Here is a 19,080-nt window from a genome sequence, read left to right on the forward strand (position 1 = left end):
AGTTAGCAAATTTACATGGATAAACAATTTGGAAATATACTGATTTTTCTAAAAAATACGCCATGTAAAATCTAGGCTCACAGTATTTTAAAGCTTGATTTTTGCGCTTATTTATGTAAGTGCTTGATAATTAAATAAATAAAATGTACCTTTGCCGCACAAGTATTAAGTGTTAACTAAAAAAGGAGGAAGATGTTAAAGAAACACCTCATTCCATTAACAGTAATTCTAGGATTATTGGTGATGGCAAATGTGTTTGCTTATAAGCTACCAACCAAAGTAGAAAATCTTAAGAAAGATAACTATACCAACATTACAAAAGAAACCGAAGAGCCGGTATTTTCAATAGCTCAATTAGAGTTTGCCGAAGAAACATTGCCAGTTGGCGATACTCGGATAACTCAAAAAATGAAGAGAACTTTGGCTTCATTTTCTTATGGAAATTTGCAAACAAATCGTTTGCATTTAAAAGCAGCGGAATGGTTTCCTATCGTAGAGCCAATTTTGGCAGCCTATGGTATACCTAATGATTTTAAGTATCTGCCTCTAGTAGAGTCTGGCTTAAGAGGTGGGGTATCACCTAAAGGTGCGGCAGGTTACTGGCAGTTTATGCCTAGTACCGCCCGTATGTATGGATTAAAGGTGAATAAAAGAGTAGACGAGCGCTACAACCTTAGAAAATCTACCATCGCGGCAGCAAAATATATTAAAGAACTTTATGGAGTCTTTGATAGCTGGACTTTAGTGGCAGCAGCTTACAATGTTGGCGATGGCCACATGCGTAAGCAAATTAACCGCCAAGGGCAGGATAATTATTTCAAAATGAAACTGAATAGAGAAACAGGGGCTTATGTCTACAAACTGATCTCGATGAAAGAAATTCTAGAAAATCCGAGCCGTAATGGTTATAAAAATCAGAAAGCGTTAATCGCATATAAACAAGTAGAAGACGTAAGTGCTACTACTGTAGAGTAAAAATTAAATTGGTATAGCTTTTTTATAAGCATTTTAGAAGGCTGTTTCTCTTTTCCAGGGGAAGCAGTCTTTTTGTTTTTAAACTTTTTAGCCAAAGATGTGCGGATAGTTGTAGTTCGCATAGATGTTTTTCGGCTTGTCGTCATTTTGACCGCAGCGGAGCGAAGTCTCGTACGTACGGGAGAGAATCTTTCAATTTGTATTATAGCGCCAAAGATTTAGCTAAGCTTTCTTTCAGTTCTCCGCTACGATCGAAATGACGGAGTTCGATAGTGTTAGAAACGTAATTACTGCCTATTCCGATTTATCGGAAAGCTTAGCATGACATTGAACTCAGCAACAAAACTGCTTTGCTTTCGATTTTTAACTTTTAACTTTCTACTTTTGAAACTATGTCTTTACAGCAGTTAAAAGTTACCCGAGTTCAGCAAGAAGTTAACGAAGTAATTACGATTATTCTTGAACCTTTAGCTGGCGAAAAGCCTGTTTTTAAAGCAGGACAGTTTTTAACTTTAGCATTTCACTTGGGAAATAAAGAGTTGAGAAGGTCTTACTCGGCCTATAGTTCTCCTTTGGTAGACGAGCCCTTAGCTATTGCAGTAAAGTTGGTAGAAAATGGAGAGATCTCAAGGTTTTTACATCATTCGCTTAGGCAAGGCGATGTTGTTGAAGTAACTGAACCAAACGGAATGTTCTATTATGACCCCGAAACGGACAAAGAAAGAACTGTTTTCCTTTTTGGTGCTGGAGTAGGAATTACACCCTTATATTCGATTCTGAAAACTGCACTGGTAGGAGAGCAAAAGTCAAAAATGGTATTGATTTACAGTAGTCGTTCTGCCGATGAAACTTTATTTCTAGAAGAATTAAAAGAATGGCAAAACATTTATCCCGATAGGTTTAAGTTAATTAACCTTTTCAGTAATTCTAAAAACTTACTACGGGCTAGGTTAAATGGTTTTCTGGTTCACGAATTGATTAGAGAACAACTGTCTTTTAACAAAGAAGATGCACTTTTTTATACTTGTGGCCCAGTTGATTACATGGATGTTTGCCGTATTTCTATTTTGGGAGCTGGATATAAGCCTCATCAAGTAAAAAGAGAGACTTTTGTATTGCCAGAAGACGAGATAGATGAAGATGATGCTACGGAAAAAGTAGTGGATAAAAGCACCTACTCTATCAATTTAATATTTCAGGGAGAAACGCATCACTTACAAGTGCCTTGGCCTAAAAGAATTTTGGATGTAGCGCTAGAACACAAGATCAAAATACCTTACAGCTGTAGTGGTGGCGTATGTAGTACTTGTGCAGCCACTTGTATTTCTGGCGGTGTACGCATGGATTACAATGAGGTACTAACCGACGACGAAATTGCAAAAGGTAGAGTGTTGGTTTGCACTGGGCATCCTACAGAGAACGAAACGACGATAACTTGGGGGTGAGTTGCAGGTTATGAGTTAAGTGTTACGGGTTTTAGGAAGATACATTCATAAATGCTTTTCTCTCCCTTTTAGGGAGAGATGCCGAAGGTAGAGAGGGTCTTATTAATTAAACCTCTCCCTAGCCCTCTCCTTGAAAAGGAGAGGGAAAAAGTTTCTGCTACTTCACATTCTTGCTCTGCGGCGGCAACGGCACAAAATCAGATTCTCCTGGCACTTGCCCAAACTCTTGGTTCAGCCATCTTTGTTTGGCTTCTTCAATTAGTTCCCTGCTGCTGGCCACAAAATTCCAATAGATAAAACGTTCTTCAGGAAAAGCTTCGCCACCAAAAATATAAACCGTACTATTTGGTGCTAAAGTAAATTCACAAAGCTTGCTGTCTTTGGCTACTAAAAAGTTCTTCGGACCAAAAGTATTACCTTCACTACTCACACTGCCATCCAAAATATATAAACCGCTTTCGCCAAAAAGTGAATCACCAATTTTCAATGTTTTTTCTTCCGTGTTTTTAATTTCAATAAAATACAAAGGGCTGTAAACTGGAATAGGAGATTTTCTGCCAAATGCTTCTCCTGCAATTAATTTAAAGTCCACACCGTCTTCCTGCCAAGTTGGAATATCATCACCATCTGCATGGAAAAACTCCGGTTCCATTTGTTCTAAGTGTTTTGGTAGAGCTACCCAAATCTGCAAACCATGTAGAAACTTATCGCTGTTTCTTAAGCGTTCAGGAGTGCGTTCAGAATGAGCAATGCCTTTTCCGGCAGTCATCCAGTTCACTTGGCCCGGATTAATTTCTATTTCAGTACCTAAAGCATCGCGATGCATCATGCTGCCTTCGAAAAGATAGGTTAACGTAGATAAACCAATATGTGGGTGTGGCGCAATGTCAATATTTTGATGTTCATTCATCGCCGCCGGCCCCATATGATCAATGAAACAAAACGGACCTACCAGTCTTTTTTCCCTAAAAGGAAGTAAACGGCCTACCAAAAAATTACCAATATCACTTGGTCTTTCTTCTATAATGAGTTGGATATTTGACATGATATAAAGATAGGGTTTTTGTTTTTTTGATTTAGCCACAGACGCACAGATTTTGTTTTGCATTTACGCTAAATAGTACGTCATTCTCAACTTGATTGAGAATCTTAATGCGGATAGTTAATCAATCATTTTATTGCGCATTACGATTAGCTTCGCTGAGCACTTTGTGGTTCCCGCCGACGCGGGAATGAAGACCGAGTAAAGATAGAAGTATACGAGCGGAAAAACTATCTGTGTATCTGTGGCAAACGAAACGATAGATAAATGTATTTTTGTGCCAACAAAACCAACATACATGCCCCTTTTCGATTTCAAACAGAAAATCAATTATAAAAACGAAATACTTGCCGGATTAACCGTTGCGATGACGATGATTCCAGAATCGCTTTCATTCGCCATCTTGGCAGGATTTCCTCCACTAACAGGTTTGTATGCAGCGTTTATCATGGGTTTGGTCACGGCGGTTTTAGGCGGTAGACCTGGCTTGGTTTCTGGTGGAGCAGGGGCTACGGTAATTACCTTAATTGCACTAATGAAACTTCACGGTTTAGAATATGTGTTTGCTGCGGTGGTAGTAGCTGGTGTAATTCAGATAGCAGTGGGTTTATTTAAATTAGGTAAATTCATCCGGCTGGTGCCACAATCCGTAATGTATGGTTTTGTAAATGGACTGGCGATTGTGATTTTCATGTCGCAGCTAACACAGTTCAAAGTACAAGGCAGCGAAGAATGGTTAAGTGGGAGACCTTTATATACGATGTTAGGTCTGGTAGCATTAACCATTTTTACAGTATGGCTTTGGCCTAAAATCACGAAGGCAGTTCCGGCATCATTAGTGGCGATAATAGTAGTTTTTGCAGCGGTGCTCATTTTTGGCATCCAAACCAAAACCGTAAGTGATATCGCTTCTGTAGCTGGCGGATTTCCACCATTTCATATTCCAGAAGTACCCTTTACCTTCGAAACTTTAAAAATTGTCTTTCCTTTTGGGTTGATTATGGCGATGGTAGGTTTAACCGAAGGCTTGCTCACACTGAATTTAGTGGATGAAATTGTTGGGAACAAAGGCAATGGTAATAGAGAAAGTATGGCGCAAGGAACTGCAAATATCCTTAATGGTTTCTTCTTTGGTATGGGCGGTTGCCCGATGATTGCACAAACTTTAGTCAATCTTTCTGCTGGTGCAAGAGCTAGATTGTCAGCAATTATCGGCTCGTTAACTATTCTGCTGATTATTTTAGTCGGTGCCCCAGTGATTGGCAAATTACCGATGGCAGCACTAACAGGTGTAATGATGATGGTAGCCATTGGGACTTTTGAGTGGAGCAGTTTCCGTATCATTAAAAAAATGCCCAAAGCAGATATCCTGATTGGTGTAATTGTAGCTGCTATTACGGTGTTTATGCACAATTTAGCTTTAGCGGTGTTAATCGGTGTAATTATGTCGGCCTTGGTGTTTGCTTGGGAAAGTGCCAGAAGAATTAGAGCGAGAAAGTATATCGATGAAGATGGCGTGAAACACTACGAAATCTTTGGTCCGTTGTTTTTTGGCTCTACCACTGCATTCCTAGAAAAATTCGATGTACAGGAAGATCCAGAAAATGTAGTGATTGATTTCAAAGAAAGTCGTATTGCAGATATGAGTGCTATTGATGCGGTACATAAAATTACCGACCGTTACCGAAAACTTAATAAGTCAGTTACTTTAAAGCACCTAAGTGCAGATAGTAGAAAGTTGCTGAGAAATGCCGCTGGGGCAATTGAGGTAAATATAGATGATCCTGTTTACGCAGTGGCGGATAGATAATGTGAGGATTGGTTGATGTGATGATTAGCTAATGAGGTCGCAGTGGCGTAAAAAAAAACCGTCATTTCGATGAGAAAGAACGACGAAGTAATCTTTCATTTTGAGTTAAAAACGTGCTCAACAAAGCGAGGGGAAAAACTAGCTAATTAGCACATTCACTAATTAGCTAATTCAAAAATATCTATGCTTCAGGGGCTTTTTGCAAACCAGGTATCTCTACCATTTCATTTGCATCAGCAGCGTAATCTACACCAGCCACATCAAAACCAAAAAGGTTTAAGAAGTCTTTTTTGTAGCCAGCTAAATCGCCAGTTGATGGCAAAGTATCAGTATCAGCAGTTTTCCAAAGTTCGGCAACTGCAGCCTGTACATCATCTTGCATTTCCCAATCGTCAATTCTGATACGACCTTTCTCATCCACAGGAACATCGCCGCCAGTATATAATCTTTCGCTGAACAAGCGCTCAATTTGCTCAATACAACCTTCGTGTAAACCTTTTTCTTTCATGGTTTTGTACAAGAAAGAAATATATAAAGGAATAACAGGAATAGCCGAACTTGCTTGCGTTACCAAAGCCTTGTTTACAGAAACATAAGCTTTTCCGTTCAAGCCAGCTAATTTATCGGTGATGGTAAAAGCTGTAGCCTCTAAATGGTCTTTCGCTCTACCTATGGTTCCTTTACGGTAAACCGCTTCAGTAACAGCAGGGCCAATGTACGAGTAAGCAACCGTAGTAAAGCCTTCAGCCAATACGCCAGCAGCTTTCAAATCGTCAATCCACATTTCCCAATCTTCGCCGCCCATTACGGCAACTGTATTTTCAATTTCTTCTTCGTTAGCAGGCTCAATTGTTACTGTAGAAACAACACCCGTGTGGAAATCAACCGTTTTATCACTGAAAGTACCGCCAATTGGCTTTAAAGTAGAACGATGCGTAACACCAGTTTTTGGGTTAGTTCTTACAGGTGAAGCCAAGCTGTAGATGATCAAATCCACCTGACCTAAGTCAGCTTTGATTAAATCGATAGTTTGTTGCTTAACCTCGTTAGAGAAAGCGTCACCGTTAATGCTTTTTGCATATAAACCGTCTGCTTGTGCTTGTTTCTCGAAAGCGGCAGTGTTGTACCAACCTGGCGAAGCCGTTTTGCCTTCTTTAGGTTCTTTCTCGAAATAAACACCAATTGTAGAAGCACCAGAGCCATAAGCCGCGGTAATTCTCGATGCCAAGCCAAAGCCTGTAGAAGCGCCAATTACCAAAACTCTTTTCGGTCCGTTGTTAGCACCCTTAGATTTTACATATTCAATTTGGTTTTTCACGTTCTGTGCAGCACCATCTGGATGAGCCGTTAAACAGATAAAACCACGCATTCTAGGTTCAATAATCATAATATTGTTTTGTTATAAAGCCAGCCTCGGCCAGCAATCCTTTGTCAAAGCTACCTATTTTTTTGTGGTCTGCAAATTTCGTAAAGACAGAAGATCTTCTGTCTCTAAACGATACTGAATAATTGCCTTCATCTTTAATAATTATTCTTTTGAAAAGCAAAGCTTGTATTTCATTGGCGAATGTAGTCCTTTGCTTTGTTCTAATGCTTCATTGCCCTGCGCTCCATTTTGCATAGCCACTTCGCCAAGGTTTATTTTACGAAGGCTGTGGCACTTGGCTGGTTTGAATAGTAAAGTTATTCGTTCAATAGCCCAGATTGAAGCGAACACGTAGTTGGCAAACCTATGTGTTTGCCAACGAAGTAAAGCGAAAAGCGGGACGAACGATGCAGGGAGCATTGTCTCTGTGCTTCAAAATTCAAAACATTAAAGAGTTAACAAAAGTTAAGATTATCTTTCAATTTTGATAAAAGAGCCATCCATATTGAACTCAAGATTTAATCCGTTGTTCAATTCAATTTGTTGATGATTCGATTCTAGCTCCCAGTCGGTAATGAATTGGTTAGGGTAATTGGCGGTTACATAGGTTAAAATAGCAGGCGGTATTACAGAGTTTGGTAATCTGGTGTTGCCTTCAATGCTAGTAATGCCGAAGTTTTCGTCAAATTCCAGTTCGAAATTTCCTTCTAAACTAATGTCGTAACTTTCCTTGTTGTTGTCATTATTCTTCACTGCCTTAATGATGGCATTGTTTGGGAAATGTGCTGAAACAAACACGCCAATCGGTAAAGGAACTTTGTCTCCAGAAAGCATAGTGTCGTCTTTATCGCATGAGGCAAAAAATAGAATCATAGCAACGGCAAATAATTTGGTAAATAATTTCATTCTAAATGGTGTTTATGATAAAAAGTTAAATCCTTAAAAGCTAGCTATTTTTATAGTTAGCCATTTTATTAAAAAATAACGTGAAATCCTTCGTGTTATTCTCTAACTCAACCCTGTGTGCTACATTTTTGTTTTTGATTATTCCTTTAAACTATCAAAGTAGCAGTTGAAATGATTGTCTGTTGGTGAAAATAAAATCTCAAAATAAGAGGTATTGCTGTGTGTATGTTGCTAATGAGGAGTTTGTTTTGGCAATGTAAACGCTACCGGTCCGTCATTCGAATTAGGAGAATTTGACATTTAGGACTGCTGTTAATAGTTCTAATTGGTGCTTATTTTGTTGGGTATAGTATAACAAGTTAAGTGAATGTAAATACTTGTTGTTTATCAATTTCTTAACAGTTTTAAGTATTTGTATCCGTAGCTTTTGTGCTTAAAATTCGTTAATTTTGCAAGCTATTTTTTATCACATAGGCTTATATGATTTTATGCATTGTTAAAAGCTATGTTTCTATGTGTTTAAACAAATAAAGTATATTTAAAACGGAGCGAATTAACATATGGCGAAGAACCACGTAGATTTGGGCGAGCAAAAAGAGGTTGAAGTTTATGGTGCGAGAGTGCACAATCTAAAGAACATAGACGTTAGTTTTCCACGCAATAAAATGGTGGTCATTACTGGTCTAAGTGGTAGTGGCAAGTCTTCGTTGGCGTTTGATACGATTTATGCCGAAGGACAGCGTCGTTATATGGAAACGTTTAGTGCTTACTCACGTCAGTTTATGGGTGGTATGGAACGTCCCGATGTAGACAAGGTTTCGGGGTTAAGCCCGGTGATTGCCATTGAGCAAAAAACCACGAGTAAAAACCCTCGTTCGACGGTAGGTACCATTACCGAAATTTACGATTTTATGCGTTTGCTGTATGCCCGTGTGGGCGATGCGTTTTCGTACAATACGGGCGAAAAAATGGAACGCATGAGCGAAGACCAGATTTTGCAGAACATTTACAAAAAGTTCGAGAAATCGGCAGTGAACATTTTAGCTCCAGTGGTAAAAGGTCGTAAAGGGCATTACCGCGAATTGTTTGAGCAAATTCGTAAGCAAGGTTATGTAAAGGTGCGTGTTGATGGCGAAATCCAAGACATTGCTCCGAAAATGCAGGTGGACCGTTACAAAATCCACGATATTGAAATTGTAGTAGACCGTTTGATTATAGACCCGAAAGACCATAAGCGTTTGTTGGACAGCATTCAAACTGCGATGCGTTTGGGTAAGGGCATCATTAAAATCAGCGATAAAGAAAATAACGTAGCACACTTCAGTAAATTTTTGATGTGCCCAACTACAGGTATTTCTTACGACGAACCTCAACCAAATAGTTTTTCGTTTAACTCGCCTTATGGCGCTTGCGAAACTTGCGATGGTTTAGGCTATATTTTCGTGGTAGATAAAAAATCTATCATGCCTAATATGAAGCTGAGCATCTTGAACGGTGGTTTGGCTCCTCTTGGTGAGTATCGTGATATTTGGGTTTTCCAAGTGTTAAAGGCATTGGGTAAAAAGTATAATTTCTCTTTATCTACTCCTTTAGAAAAACTGGGTGACGAAGCGATTGATTTGATTTTAAAAGGTGCACCAGATTTGATTTCGGTGGAAGTAGCTTACAACAAATGGAACGTACAGAACTACCAAGTTACTTTCGATGGTATCATTAAATTATTAGAAGAGCAACAGGAGAAAAGGGGAGAAGGTGGTTCGGATGATATGGAAGCTTTCCGTAGATTGGAAACTTGTCCGGATTGTCATGGTGCCCGTTTGAAAAAAGAAAGCCTGCATTTCAAAGTAGATGGCAAGAATATTTCTGAGCTGGCTACTATGGATGTGGCTACTTTGCATCAATGGTTTGATGGTGTTGAGGATAGATTAAACGAGCGTCAGAACACGATTGCTAGAGAAATACTGAAAGAAATTAGAGCTCGTATTGGTTTCTTGCTAGATGTGGGTTTAAACTACCTTACTTTAGACCGTACGTCGCGTACACTTTCTGGTGGCGAGGCGCAACGTATTCGTTTGGCTACACAAATTGGTTCGCAACTGATGAATGTAATGTACATTTTGGATGAGCCAAGTATTGGTTTGCACCAACGTGATAACGAACGTTTAATTACCGCATTAAAAAACTTACGTGATTTAGGAAACACCGTTTTGGTCGTAGAACATGATAAGGATATGATTTTAGAAGCCGACCATGTAATTGACGTTGGTCCGGCGGCGGGTGTACACGGCGGACAGATTGTTGCGCAGGGAACGCCAGCACAAATTTTAAAATCGGGTACTTTAACTGCTTCTTATTTGAACGGCAAAAAAGGAATCGAAGTTCCGAAGAAACGTAGGGAAGGTAATGGTCATCATTTAGGAATTATCAAAGCTACTGGTCACAACCTAAAAGAGGTATCGGTAGATTTTCCTTTGGGTAAATTTATTGCCGTAACTGGTGTTTCTGGTAGTGGTAAATCGAGTTTAATTACGGAAACCTTATACCCAATTTTAAATCATCACTTCTTTAGAGCAAAGAAAAAACCTTTGGCTTATGAGAAAGTGACTGGCTTAAAGGAAATTGATAAGGTAATTGAGATTGATCAAGCGCCAATTGGTCGTACGCCACGTTCTAATCCTTCTACTTATACCGGTGTTTTTTCTGATATCAGGAATTTGTTTGTGGCTTTGCCAGAGGCGAAGATTAGAGGCTACAAGCCTGGTCGTTTTTCTTTCAACGTAAAAGGTGGAAGATGTGAAACTTGTCAGGGAGCGGGAATGAAGGTAATTGAGATGAATTTCTTACCAGATGTTTCAGTGCCGTGTGAGGAGTGTGGTGGTAGAAGATACAACCGCGAAACTTTAGAGGTTCGCTACAAAGGCAAATCGATTAGCGATGTGTTGGATATGAGTATCGAGGATGCTTGCCACTTCTTTGAGCACATGCCTTCGATCTACCGTAAAATCAAAACCTTAAATGATGTTGGTTTAGGGTACATCCGTTTGGGACAGGCTTCTACCACTTTATCGGGTGGTGAAGCACAAAGAGTGAAATTAGCTACCGAGCTTTCGAAAAAAGATACTGGTAAAACCTTCTATATTTTGGATGAACCCACAACGGGTCTGCATTTTGAAGATATTGCGGTGTTGTTAGGCGTATTGAATTCATTAGTTGAAAAAGGAAATACCGTTTTGGTCATCGAGCATAATTTAGATGTGGTTAAAGTAGCCGATTGGGTAATTGATTTGGGTGAAGAAGGCGGTGCAGGTGGTGGCAGAATTATTTTCGAAGGCACACCAGAGGGATTAATCGAAAACCCGATTAGTTTAACGGGCAAATTTTTGAAGAAAGAAATGTAACGGTAGGGGCGAAATATCTTTCGCCCTTAATAAAAGCGGATTATAAATCCGTAGATAAGCATTTGGGATTACAAATCCCGAATAGCAATTAAATATTTGCCTGATAAAAAAAATACAAGGGCGAAAGATGTTTCGCCCGTACGGAGTAAATATTTTCGGTAATGCGAAAAACAAAAAAGCGCTGCAAGTAGATTACCTGCAGCGCTTCCATTTAATTTCGATTTTCTTAATTCAATGGATGTTTTCCCCTAGCAATTTGACCATCACGAGTGTTCTTTTGCACAGTGATAGCGCCAAAAATAGCGAGCAGAAAAGCGAAGGCATAAAAGCCTTTCTCGCTGGGCAACAAATCTGCATTCCAAAGCCCGATGATAAGCAGGGCAATAGTTAGAAGCGTTGCGAACCAGCTAATGCCATAGTAAAGTTCTGTTACCGGAATGCTCTCCAATTTGTCTCTCACTGCTTTTTGTAGCGAGATTACAGCAAACAATCCAAACATTAATACGGCAAAATAATAACCTTTTTCGTTGAGCAGCATGTCCGAGCGCCACAGACCAATAATAAAGCCAATCATGCCAACACCCAAGGCAATCCATGAGGCTGCAACAAAGGCATTTGAAGGTTTTTGATTCATTGTTTTAAATTTAGGTTAATCATTAACAATTGCACTAAAGACTTTCGATATCAATAAATGTTACGAAATCAGGATTTAATTTTTGTTAGATAAAGGCTAACTTTATATAGTTACTTCTGTTATATCATCATGCAAAATCTGCTTGTTTCTTCCCAAATCAAAGATGTTGATACTTATACTATTCAACATGAACCTATAGTTTCCATTGAATTAATGGAGCGAGCTGCCTTGGCATTTGTAAATGCTTTTATTAACAGATTTGGTGATGAGGAAGCCACGATTTGGGTGTGCTGCGGCCAAGGAAATAACGGTGGCGATGGTTTAGCAATAGCGAGATTGCTTAGGAAAAATGGTTATACAAAGGTCAAAGTTTTCTTAGCAAATTACGCACAGAAAACCTCTCCAGATTATCTGAGAAATTTAGAAAGATTAAAGCAAGAAAAATCTGAAATTCCAATATTAGAAGACTTGCAAGCATTAAAACTACGGCAGAATGATATCGTAATTGATGCAATTTTAGGTTCTGGATTAAATAAGCCTTTGAGTGGAAAGTACGAAAAACTGGCAGTGCTCATCAATACTTCTAAATCTAAAGTGGTAGCGGTAGATGTACCGACTGGATTTAAAAGTGAAGGCGAATTAGATGCGATATACAACGGAGTAAAGGCAGACTTCGTGATTTCATTTCAAGTTCCAAAAATCAATTTCTTCTTTCCCGAGAGCATAAAAGCAATAAGAGAATTTGAAGTAGTATCTATTGGACTAGACGAACCTTACATTGAAAGTCTGCCGAGCCAATGGAAGTTGGTAACCGAACAGTTCATCAATAAAACCATCAAGCCAAGAGCACGATTTTCGCACAAAGGTACTTACGGACATGCCTTAATTGTTGCTGGCGATACAGAAACAATGGGCGCTGCTTTGTTAAGTGTCAATGCTTGTTTGCAGGCTGGCGTAGGTTTGGTTTCTGCTTGTATTCCACAAAGTGGATTGACCGCTTTAAATGTAAGTCTGCCAGAGGCAATGTATTTCAACAGGGAAAACCTTAGCAACACAGATTTGCAAAAATACCAAGCTATTGCCATTGGTTCAGGTTTAGGTATTGGAGAAACTCAAGAGCAACTACTAGAACAGTTACTTAGTAAAAATAAGCCCTTATTAATAGATGCCGATGCTCTAAATATCCTTTCGGAGAACAAAGAGTTGCTAAAAGAAATTCCTGCTCAAAGTGTGCTTACCCCACACATGAAAGAGTTTGATAGATTGTTTGGACATCACGACAATTGGTGGAACCGAGTAGAAATGGCGAAAAAGAAAGCAATAGAACTGGAATTAATCATCGTCCTTAAAAATCAGTACACGTTTATTTGTTTGCCAACTGGCGATATTTGCGTCAATCCAACAGGCAATCCGGCAATGGCTCAAGGCGGTATGGGCGATGTACTGACCGGAATAATAACAAGCTTTTTGGCGCAAGGATATAACTCATCACAAGCGGTTATCTTAGGCGTTTACCTACATGGCAAAGCAGGAGATATTTTAGCCGAAAATCGTGAAATCGTCACTGCATCAGCCTTAGCTAAATCGCTACCTAAAGTTTTAAAGAACATTAATTCAGAAAAGAGTTAAACAATTCCTTCGATATCAAAAAGGTGTTTTTCTGCGTGGTAAGAAGAACGAACTAAAGGTCCACTTTCTACATATTTCAAGCCTTTTGCCTCGCCAACTTCTTTGTATTTTGCAAATTGGTCTGGATGAATCCAATCTACCACTGGATGGTGAGCCTTTGTCGGTTGTAAATACTGGCCTAAAGTTAAGATATGAACACCATTTGCTACTAAATCATCCATTGCTTCGAAAACATCTTCTTCAGTTTCGCCCAAACCTAGCATAATACCAGTTTTAGTACGTAAACCAAATTCCGAAATTCTCTTCAAACACTCTAAACTTCTATCGTATTTAGCTTGGATACGTACTTGGCGAGTTAAACGGCGCACTGTTTCCATATTGTGCGAAACCACTTCTGGTCTTTCTTCCAAAACACGGTATAAATTATCCCATTGACCTTTAAAATCAGGGATTAAAGTTTCTAAAGTTGTAATTGGACTTTCTCTTCTGATAGCCTGTAAAGTTTCTGCCCAGATGATAGAACCACCATCTTTTAAATCATCGCGGTCTACCGAAGTAATTACGCAATGTTTAACACCCATTAACTTTACCGAGTTAGCCACACGATTAGGTTCATCGGTATCAACTGCCAAAGGACGACCTGTTGCCACCGCACAAAAAGAACAAGAACGGGTACAAATATTACCCAAAATCATGAAAGTTGCCGTCCCTGCACCCCAACATTCGCCCATATTAGGGCAATTACCGCTTTCACAAATGGTGTGCAGCTTATGTTCGTCAACCAAACTTCTTACTTGTGCGTATTCTTTACCCACAGGTAATTTTACCCTTAACCAATCGGGTTTACGAGCTTTTTCGGTAACTGGCGCAACAACAGGAAGTTCAATCATGCTACAAAGTTAAGCAATCTTGCTGAAATGTTATAAGATTGAAATGTTGGAAAGTTGTAATGTTTTGGATTAGTTGTTTGGGTGGTTAGGATTGCATAAAACTCTAGTCTGGATTTGCAGTTCCATATTTTTAGCGTACTTAGTAGAAATCCCAACTGATTTTTGGATTTGAAAAGCAGGTTTCCAGCTGCGGTTAATGTTAGCCCTTCTTTCCGCTGTAGTCCCGAGTAACCTCGGGAGCTGCCGCTTCAATAAGGTTTAAAATGCAAAGCCTGTGCAAGTAACTCAAAAAGCCTGTGCAAAATAACATGAGGCATCAGCATTGTAAGTAATTTCAAGCCCTAGCAGTTCACCCTCATTTACCTTAAATCCAACCTTGGCTGGTACGGAATGTATTAAATGGTAAAGCTACTTCTAGCAGAAATGGCTACACATCATATACATCTATGAAGTTTAAATCCGTAGGATTTTAATGATTATAGCATAATGAATTTTTTTATGCGACCCCGATGTGGTCGAACTTTATCCGACAATCTTGCTATAAATATTTAACCTCTACGAGGTTCTCAGTAAATAAATAGGTATAATAACAGACGTAGTATTTGTTGATGATATGCAACTATTTTAAAGAATTATCTCCATATGTTTGGCAGGCGCTAAAAAAAAAATATGTCATAGCCTTCCGCTTTGCTACAGGTCAGGGTGGTAAATAGTAATCCCGTCATGCTGAATTTATTTCAGCATCAGTTAGTTTTAAAAGTTATTCCGGTGGGTAACTTTAATTCAACAAACTTTTTGCTCCATCCAAAAGGTCGCTTCCTTTCTTCTTCAGTTCATTCTTTCCTTTTTCTATCGAAGTTTCACTAGTATACGAACTTACCGCATTAGACATATGCTGAACCTTGCGCACAGTTGCAAAAATTTCATCTGTATGCGGTACATTGTTAGCTTTCAGTACCTTTTGCCAATCTATTTTAACTAACACAGAAATCATGTATTTAGTGGCTATTTTGCTCAAAAACACTTTGTCGTAAACACCATTTAATGCTTTTCCTGCTTCACGATCATTAACATAAACAATAGTTTTCGCTATCGCTTCTTTCTCACTATTAGAAAGCAACGGACTTTTTTGCAATTTAGATAATGCAGCAACTGCCTTTTCTTTGTCTTCTCGTTTAAGGTACAAGTAGCTTTCAACGGCTAAAGTTAGTTCCGTTTCTAAGCCAAGTTTTTTCGTGTCTTCCAAAAATTTTTCGAAATCGTCCAAACCTCTTTCTTCATCAACCTTTCTTTCCATCCTTAATCTATCAAAGCCTCTAAACAAATAATTTAGACCATGGAAAGCGGTATGAGTTTGGCTGTCACTCAAGTTTCTCCATCCAAAAAATGCTTTGGTATAAGGCAATGGAACGTTTTCATTCCTATCAAGCCATTTGATATTTCTGCTAAGCCCATCTTCCGACAGGTAAAATAAATTATTGCTGAAAAATAAGAAGCCACGCACAAACTCTAACAAGGTTTTAGTTTCGTGGTCTGGCAAAAGTTCGGGTTGAGTTTTAGAACATTCATAAAGTGCAAAAGGCTGCCCCAAATCTCTAGTCGCCAAAACCACCATGCTTAATATAGCGTGCTCAATATTTTGGGCTTCTGTCTTCTTTTCGTTAACCAATAACGGAAATGCTTTACCTCCATTACCGTAAATTTTATTGAAGCCTTCAACCAAAGTCGGAAAAATATCTTCATCCGTTTCTTTTACAAATCCTTTAACGGCACGGTAGTCTTTGTACAATAACAATGCTTCCATTGGAGAAATGCTCTTTCCCGAATCTGTATTTACATTACTTAAGGAGTTTAAAACAGTATTTAAGTGTTTGCTGAATTTTTGATATTCTGGTTTTGTCGTGTCCTGTACAGCAGATGACCTTACCGCAATTTTTGCAAACTTGTAGAAAGTGATTTTGTCATATGCTAGGTTCTCCGTCAGCTTTTCTTTATCCAATGCCAAAAGCTCTTCGTCTGTATCTGGATTTGAACAACCAGCCGCTAAAAAAAAGAAAAGTAGTAAAATCGAGTGCTTATATTTCATGTTATTTTAAACTAATGTAGTTATTAGAAAGCATTTTAGGTAATTGTTCCCAACTTCAAAAGTATCCTAATTTACTAAAGAAAAAAAAAGCCCACAATAGAATATGCTGTGAAGAAGTAGGTTATTTGTACTAACCTTGCGATGGCAATGTAATGTAAAAAGTAGTGCCTTCGCCTAATTTACTTTCAACTCGAAGATGACCATTGTTCTGCAAAACCATATCTCTACAAAGAATTAAGCCAATATGATGTCCCTTTTCACCAGAAGTTCCTGTGCCTGGTTGATGGGTGAGGTTGAAAAGATTTTCTTTATCCAAATCACTAATGCCAGGGCCAGTATCTTTAATGGAGCACACCACTTGGTTTTGCTCTATTTTGGCATCAAAGGTAATTTCATCTCCTTTGCTACAGAATTTGATAGCGTTGGATAGCAAGTTCCTAATCACCACATGAACCATGTTTAAATCCGTAAATACGGTTAAATCAGTAGCTACATTGTTTTCAACTCTAATTGATTTTAGCTTAATCGGAGCCTCCATTAATTTGATGTTATGCGTAATCACTTCGTTTAACTTTACATCTATAGGTTTTGCCACCATACCACCAAGCTGACTTTTCGACCATTCGAGCAAATTATCTAGAAAAGACGCAGTATTATAAACGGTATCTTCTAATCTTTCGAGTAAATCGCCTAATTCATCTTCATTCAAAATACCACTTCTATACATGCCAAATAGTGCTTTTAACGAATGTATCGGGCCTCGTAAATCATGTGAAACAATAGAGAAAAACTTATTTTTTACGCCGTTCAGTTTTTCTAGCTCTGTATTTTGAGAAGAAACAATCTCCATCTGTGTCTTCAGTTCCTCATTTAAAGCACTTAGCTCTTCATTTACTTCTGCAATTTGATGTTTTTGTTGTTGAAGTAGTTTATTGGTAGCATTTTTTTCTAAGTTCCTCTTGTAATACATCACCAAAAGCACAATTAAAACAATCAGCAACACTGTAATGATGATAATGGCAGTAGTGTAATCTGTAATTTTAGCGTTGATGGTCTCGTTGCGCTTTTCGAGGTTTTTGTTGTCGGTATTTACACGGTGTAAATCATTTAATATAACTTCTTTGGTTGTTTTAGAGGTCTCTAAACTATCATTTATGGCGATATACTGAGATTTGAAGTTTAAAGCACTTTCATATTCGTTTTTTTCTGCTTTTACTTTAGAAAGATTATCTAGTGCCAAAGCGATTGGTATTTTCGAGTTCGTTTCTTTGGCTTTTGTTAGGGCTAGCGTAGCGGCTTTATCAGCTTTTTCGTAGTCTTTTAATCCTAAATGTGCTTCTGTTAAGGTAATAAGCATGGCACAGTCTTGGTAAGCATTTTTGAGTTTAGCATTATTGGCGAGAGCTATATCCAAATAACCTAAGGCTCTTTTGTAGTCCTTTTTTTCGACGTATAGTTGGCTAATTCCCCAGTTACTTAAAGCAATTCCGTTTAAATCTCCAATTTTTTCTCTAATTGCTAAGCTCTTTTGATAGTAATCCATCGATTTGCTAAACTCTTTTAACCTCCTTTTAGAGCCTCCCAAAGAAAAAAGCGCATTGCCCATGCTTAATTCGTCGCTTGGATTTAGTTTCAAGTTGTCTAAAACCTGTTGGAAATAATTGTCGGCACTTTTATATTCTTTTAAATCGAAATAAATGGCACCAAGGTTGGTGATACACTGATTAATGCCCTTGCCGTAATTAAGCCTTCTAAAGATTTTCAATGCATCTTCATAGCAATGTACAGCTAATTGTTTTTTATCAGAGCGATCGTAAACAAAACCAATATTTACCAAGCTGCGAGCTAATCCGTTTTGATAGCCACTTGCTTTTGCCTTTTGCTGGCCTATTTTAAAATAATAAAGTGCACTGTCTAAATTACTTCTAACTCCATAAGAAATGCCCATGTCTAGGTAAGCATTTGCTATGTTAGAATCTATGTTGTTTTTTTCGGCAAGTAGCCTATATTGGTTAGCGTAGTAGAATTTTTTAATAGGGTCAACAGAAGTGTAAGCCGCAGAAAGTTTTCTTAATACTTTAATTTGAATGGTATCTGGGTCGGTTGATTTGAGCTGGGTTAACAATACTTCAACTTTGGAAGTTTGGGCAGTTGCCGAAATTCCAAACAGGAGTAAACACAGGCAAAGTAATGCCTGCTTTGGTAGAAGTTTTAAAGCACAGTGCATATAGCCTGATTTTGAGGTTCGTTTGGGCAATATTGCAGTTAAATATAGCTAATAGTTTTAATATTATTCCTACTACTTTTTCGAATAAATATTATTCCTCTCTGCTGAATCTAAACTCTTAACGAACCACGGAAAGCTCTTGCTCCGTAATAGGATTGAGCCCCATTGTGATATACGAAAACAGTATTGTAACGACGATCACAAAATAATGCGCCGTCAAGCTTGCGAATTTGCTCTGGAGTTTGTACCCAGCTTGAGGTCTTAAGGTCGAACTCTCCTAATTGTTGTAAGCTTCTATATTCTTCTTCCGTTAAAAGCTCAATGCCCATTTCTGTAGCCATGTTTATGGCGCTATCGTTAGGTTTGTGCTCTTTTCTTGCTTCTAATGCTTCGTGGTCAAAGCAAACACTTCGTCTTCCCTTTGGACTTTCTGTAGCACAATCGTAAAAAATAAACTCTCCAGTTTTTTCGTCGTAGCCAACTACATCTGGTTCGCCGCCTGTAATGTCCATTTCATTTAAGGACCATAACTTTTCGGGTTTGGCATTTAGTTTTTCTTCTACTTTGCCCCAATCTAAACCTTCGTGACGCTTCATGTTTTTATCGAAGCGGATTTTCAAGATGCTTAATAACTCTTCGCTTTGTTGTGATGATAATTTTTTGCTCATGATA

General features: G+C 38.5%; 13 protein-coding genes. 5 read left to right on the forward strand and 8 right to left on the reverse strand.

Annotated elements, in window-relative coordinates:
* The first annotated feature begins 192 nt into the window (after positions 1-192).
* Together CRO54_RS13715 and CRO54_RS13720 are read left to right on the forward strand one after the other, a co-directional pair.
* A complete protein-coding gene (locus CRO54_RS13715) occupies positions 193-975 on the forward strand; it encodes a lytic transglycosylase domain-containing protein (protein ID WP_097132644.1) in 783 nt (260 codons plus the stop codon).
* Positions 976-1,367: 392 nt separating this feature from the next.
* Positions 1,368-2,420, forward strand: a complete 1,053-nt coding sequence (locus tag CRO54_RS13720; RefSeq protein WP_097132645.1) for a ferredoxin--NADP reductase — start codon at positions 1,368-1,370, stop codon at positions 2,418-2,420.
* A gap of 157 nt (positions 2,421-2,577) precedes the next feature.
* Here the strand turns inward: CRO54_RS13720 and CRO54_RS13725 are convergent, their stop codons facing one another.
* A complete protein-coding gene (locus CRO54_RS13725) occupies positions 2,578-3,465 on the reverse strand; it encodes a pirin family protein (protein WP_097133099.1) in 888 nt (295 codons plus the stop codon).
* A gap of 295 nt (positions 3,466-3,760) precedes the next feature.
* Here CRO54_RS13725 and CRO54_RS13730 point away from each other — a divergent pair, with 295 nt between their 5' ends.
* On the forward strand, positions 3,761-5,272 hold the full coding sequence (locus CRO54_RS13730; RefSeq protein ID WP_097132646.1) for a SulP family inorganic anion transporter: 1,512 nt from the start codon (positions 3,761-3,763) through the stop codon (positions 5,270-5,272).
* A 181-nt stretch (positions 5,273-5,453) separates the two neighbouring features.
* Here CRO54_RS13730 and fabV read toward each other — a convergent pair whose 3' ends face one another.
* The gene (gene fabV / locus CRO54_RS13735; RefSeq protein WP_097132647.1) at positions 5,454-6,659 is read right to left on the reverse strand and encodes an enoyl-ACP reductase FabV; all 1,206 of its coding nucleotides are present in this window, start codon (positions 6,657-6,659) and stop codon (positions 5,454-5,456) included.
* 450 nt (positions 6,660-7,109) lie between these two features.
* A complete protein-coding gene (locus CRO54_RS13745; protein WP_097132649.1) occupies positions 7,110-7,544 on the reverse strand; it encodes a PepSY-like domain-containing protein in 435 nt (144 codons plus the stop codon).
* Positions 7,545-8,104: 560 nt separating this feature from the next.
* Between CRO54_RS13745 and uvrA the strand changes: the two genes are divergently transcribed.
* Positions 8,105-10,942 (forward strand): excinuclease ABC subunit UvrA, encoded by a 2,838-nt coding sequence (gene uvrA / locus CRO54_RS13750; RefSeq protein ID WP_097132650.1) that lies wholly within the window; start codon positions 8,105-8,107, stop codon positions 10,940-10,942.
* A gap of 226 nt (positions 10,943-11,168) precedes the next feature.
* Here uvrA and yiaA read toward each other — a convergent pair whose 3' ends face one another.
* On the reverse strand, positions 11,169-11,576 hold the full coding sequence (gene yiaA, locus CRO54_RS13755) for an inner membrane protein YiaA (protein WP_097132651.1): 408 nt from the start codon (positions 11,574-11,576) through the stop codon (positions 11,169-11,171).
* A gap of 129 nt (positions 11,577-11,705) precedes the next feature.
* Between yiaA and CRO54_RS13760 the strand changes: the two genes are divergently transcribed.
* Entirely contained in the window at positions 11,706-13,205 is a 1,500-nt protein-coding gene (locus tag CRO54_RS13760; RefSeq protein ID WP_097132652.1) for an NAD(P)H-hydrate dehydratase, read from the forward strand.
* On the opposite strand, the gene lipA is transcribed toward CRO54_RS13760, so the two are convergent.
* From lipA to CRO54_RS13780, 4 genes are all read right to left on the reverse strand, one after another.
* Positions 13,202-14,095: a lipoyl synthase gene (gene lipA, locus CRO54_RS13765; RefSeq protein ID WP_097132653.1), complete on the reverse strand. Its 894-nt coding sequence runs from the start codon at positions 14,093-14,095 to the stop codon at positions 13,202-13,204. The genes CRO54_RS13760 and lipA overlap by 4 nt on opposite strands.
* Positions 14,096-14,873: 778 nt before the next feature.
* Positions 14,874-16,181 carry a short-chain dehydrogenase gene (locus tag CRO54_RS13770; protein WP_097132654.1) on the reverse strand — a complete coding sequence of 436 codons (1,308 nt, stop codon included), beginning with the start codon at positions 16,179-16,181 and terminating at the stop codon, positions 14,874-14,876.
* Positions 16,182-16,311: 130 nt separating this feature from the next.
* Complete coding sequence (locus tag CRO54_RS13775; protein WP_097132655.1) at positions 16,312-18,408, reverse strand: tetratricopeptide repeat-containing sensor histidine kinase; 2,097 nt, start codon at positions 18,406-18,408, stop codon at positions 16,312-16,314.
* Positions 18,409-18,518: 110 nt separating this feature from the next.
* Complete coding sequence (locus tag CRO54_RS13780; RefSeq protein ID WP_171047915.1) at positions 18,519-19,076, reverse strand: DUF4256 domain-containing protein; 558 nt, start codon at positions 19,074-19,076, stop codon at positions 18,519-18,521.
* Positions 19,077-19,080 lie beyond the last annotated feature (4 nt).

The organism is Pedobacter xixiisoli (genome assembly GCF_900215335.1).
GTDB classification, from domain to species: Bacteria; Bacteroidota; Bacteroidia; order Sphingobacteriales; family Sphingobacteriaceae; genus Pedobacter; species Pedobacter xixiisoli.

What these genes read in the sequence shown, in the direction of transcription:
- CRO54_RS13715 (WP_097132644.1), top strand. Translation starts at nt 193, where the DNA reads ATGTTAAAGAAACACCTCATTCCATTAACAGTAATTCTAGGATTATTG.
- CRO54_RS13720 (WP_097132645.1), top strand. Translation starts at nt 1,368, where the DNA reads ATGTCTTTACAGCAGTTAAAAGTTACCCGAGTTCAGCAAGAAGTTAAC.
- CRO54_RS13725 (WP_097133099.1), bottom strand. Translation starts at nt 3,465, where the DNA reads ATGTCAAATATCCAACTCATTATAGAAGAAAGACCAAGTGATATTGGT.
- CRO54_RS13730 (WP_097132646.1), top strand. Translation starts at nt 3,761, where the DNA reads ATGCCCCTTTTCGATTTCAAACAGAAAATCAATTATAAAAACGAAATA.
- fabV (WP_097132647.1), bottom strand. Translation starts at nt 6,659, where the DNA reads ATGATTATTGAACCTAGAATGCGTGGTTTTATCTGTTTAACGGCTCAT.
- CRO54_RS13745 (WP_097132649.1), bottom strand. Translation starts at nt 7,544, where the DNA reads ATGAAATTATTTACCAAATTATTTGCCGTTGCTATGATTCTATTTTTT.
- uvrA (WP_097132650.1), top strand. Translation starts at nt 8,105, where the DNA reads ATGGCGAAGAACCACGTAGATTTGGGCGAGCAAAAAGAGGTTGAAGTT.
- yiaA (WP_097132651.1), bottom strand. Translation starts at nt 11,576, where the DNA reads ATGAATCAAAAACCTTCAAATGCCTTTGTTGCAGCCTCATGGATTGCC.
- CRO54_RS13760 (WP_097132652.1), top strand. Translation starts at nt 11,706, where the DNA reads ATGCAAAATCTGCTTGTTTCTTCCCAAATCAAAGATGTTGATACTTAT.
- lipA (WP_097132653.1), bottom strand. Translation starts at nt 14,095, where the DNA reads ATGATTGAACTTCCTGTTGTTGCGCCAGTTACCGAAAAAGCTCGTAAA.
- CRO54_RS13770 (WP_097132654.1), bottom strand. Translation starts at nt 16,181, where the DNA reads ATGAAATATAAGCACTCGATTTTACTACTTTTCTTTTTTTTAGCGGCT.
- CRO54_RS13775 (WP_097132655.1), bottom strand. Translation starts at nt 18,408, where the DNA reads ATGCACTGTGCTTTAAAACTTCTACCAAAGCAGGCATTACTTTGCCTG.
- CRO54_RS13780 (WP_171047915.1), bottom strand. Translation starts at nt 19,076, where the DNA reads ATGAGCAAAAAATTATCATCACAACAAAGCGAAGAGTTATTAAGCATC.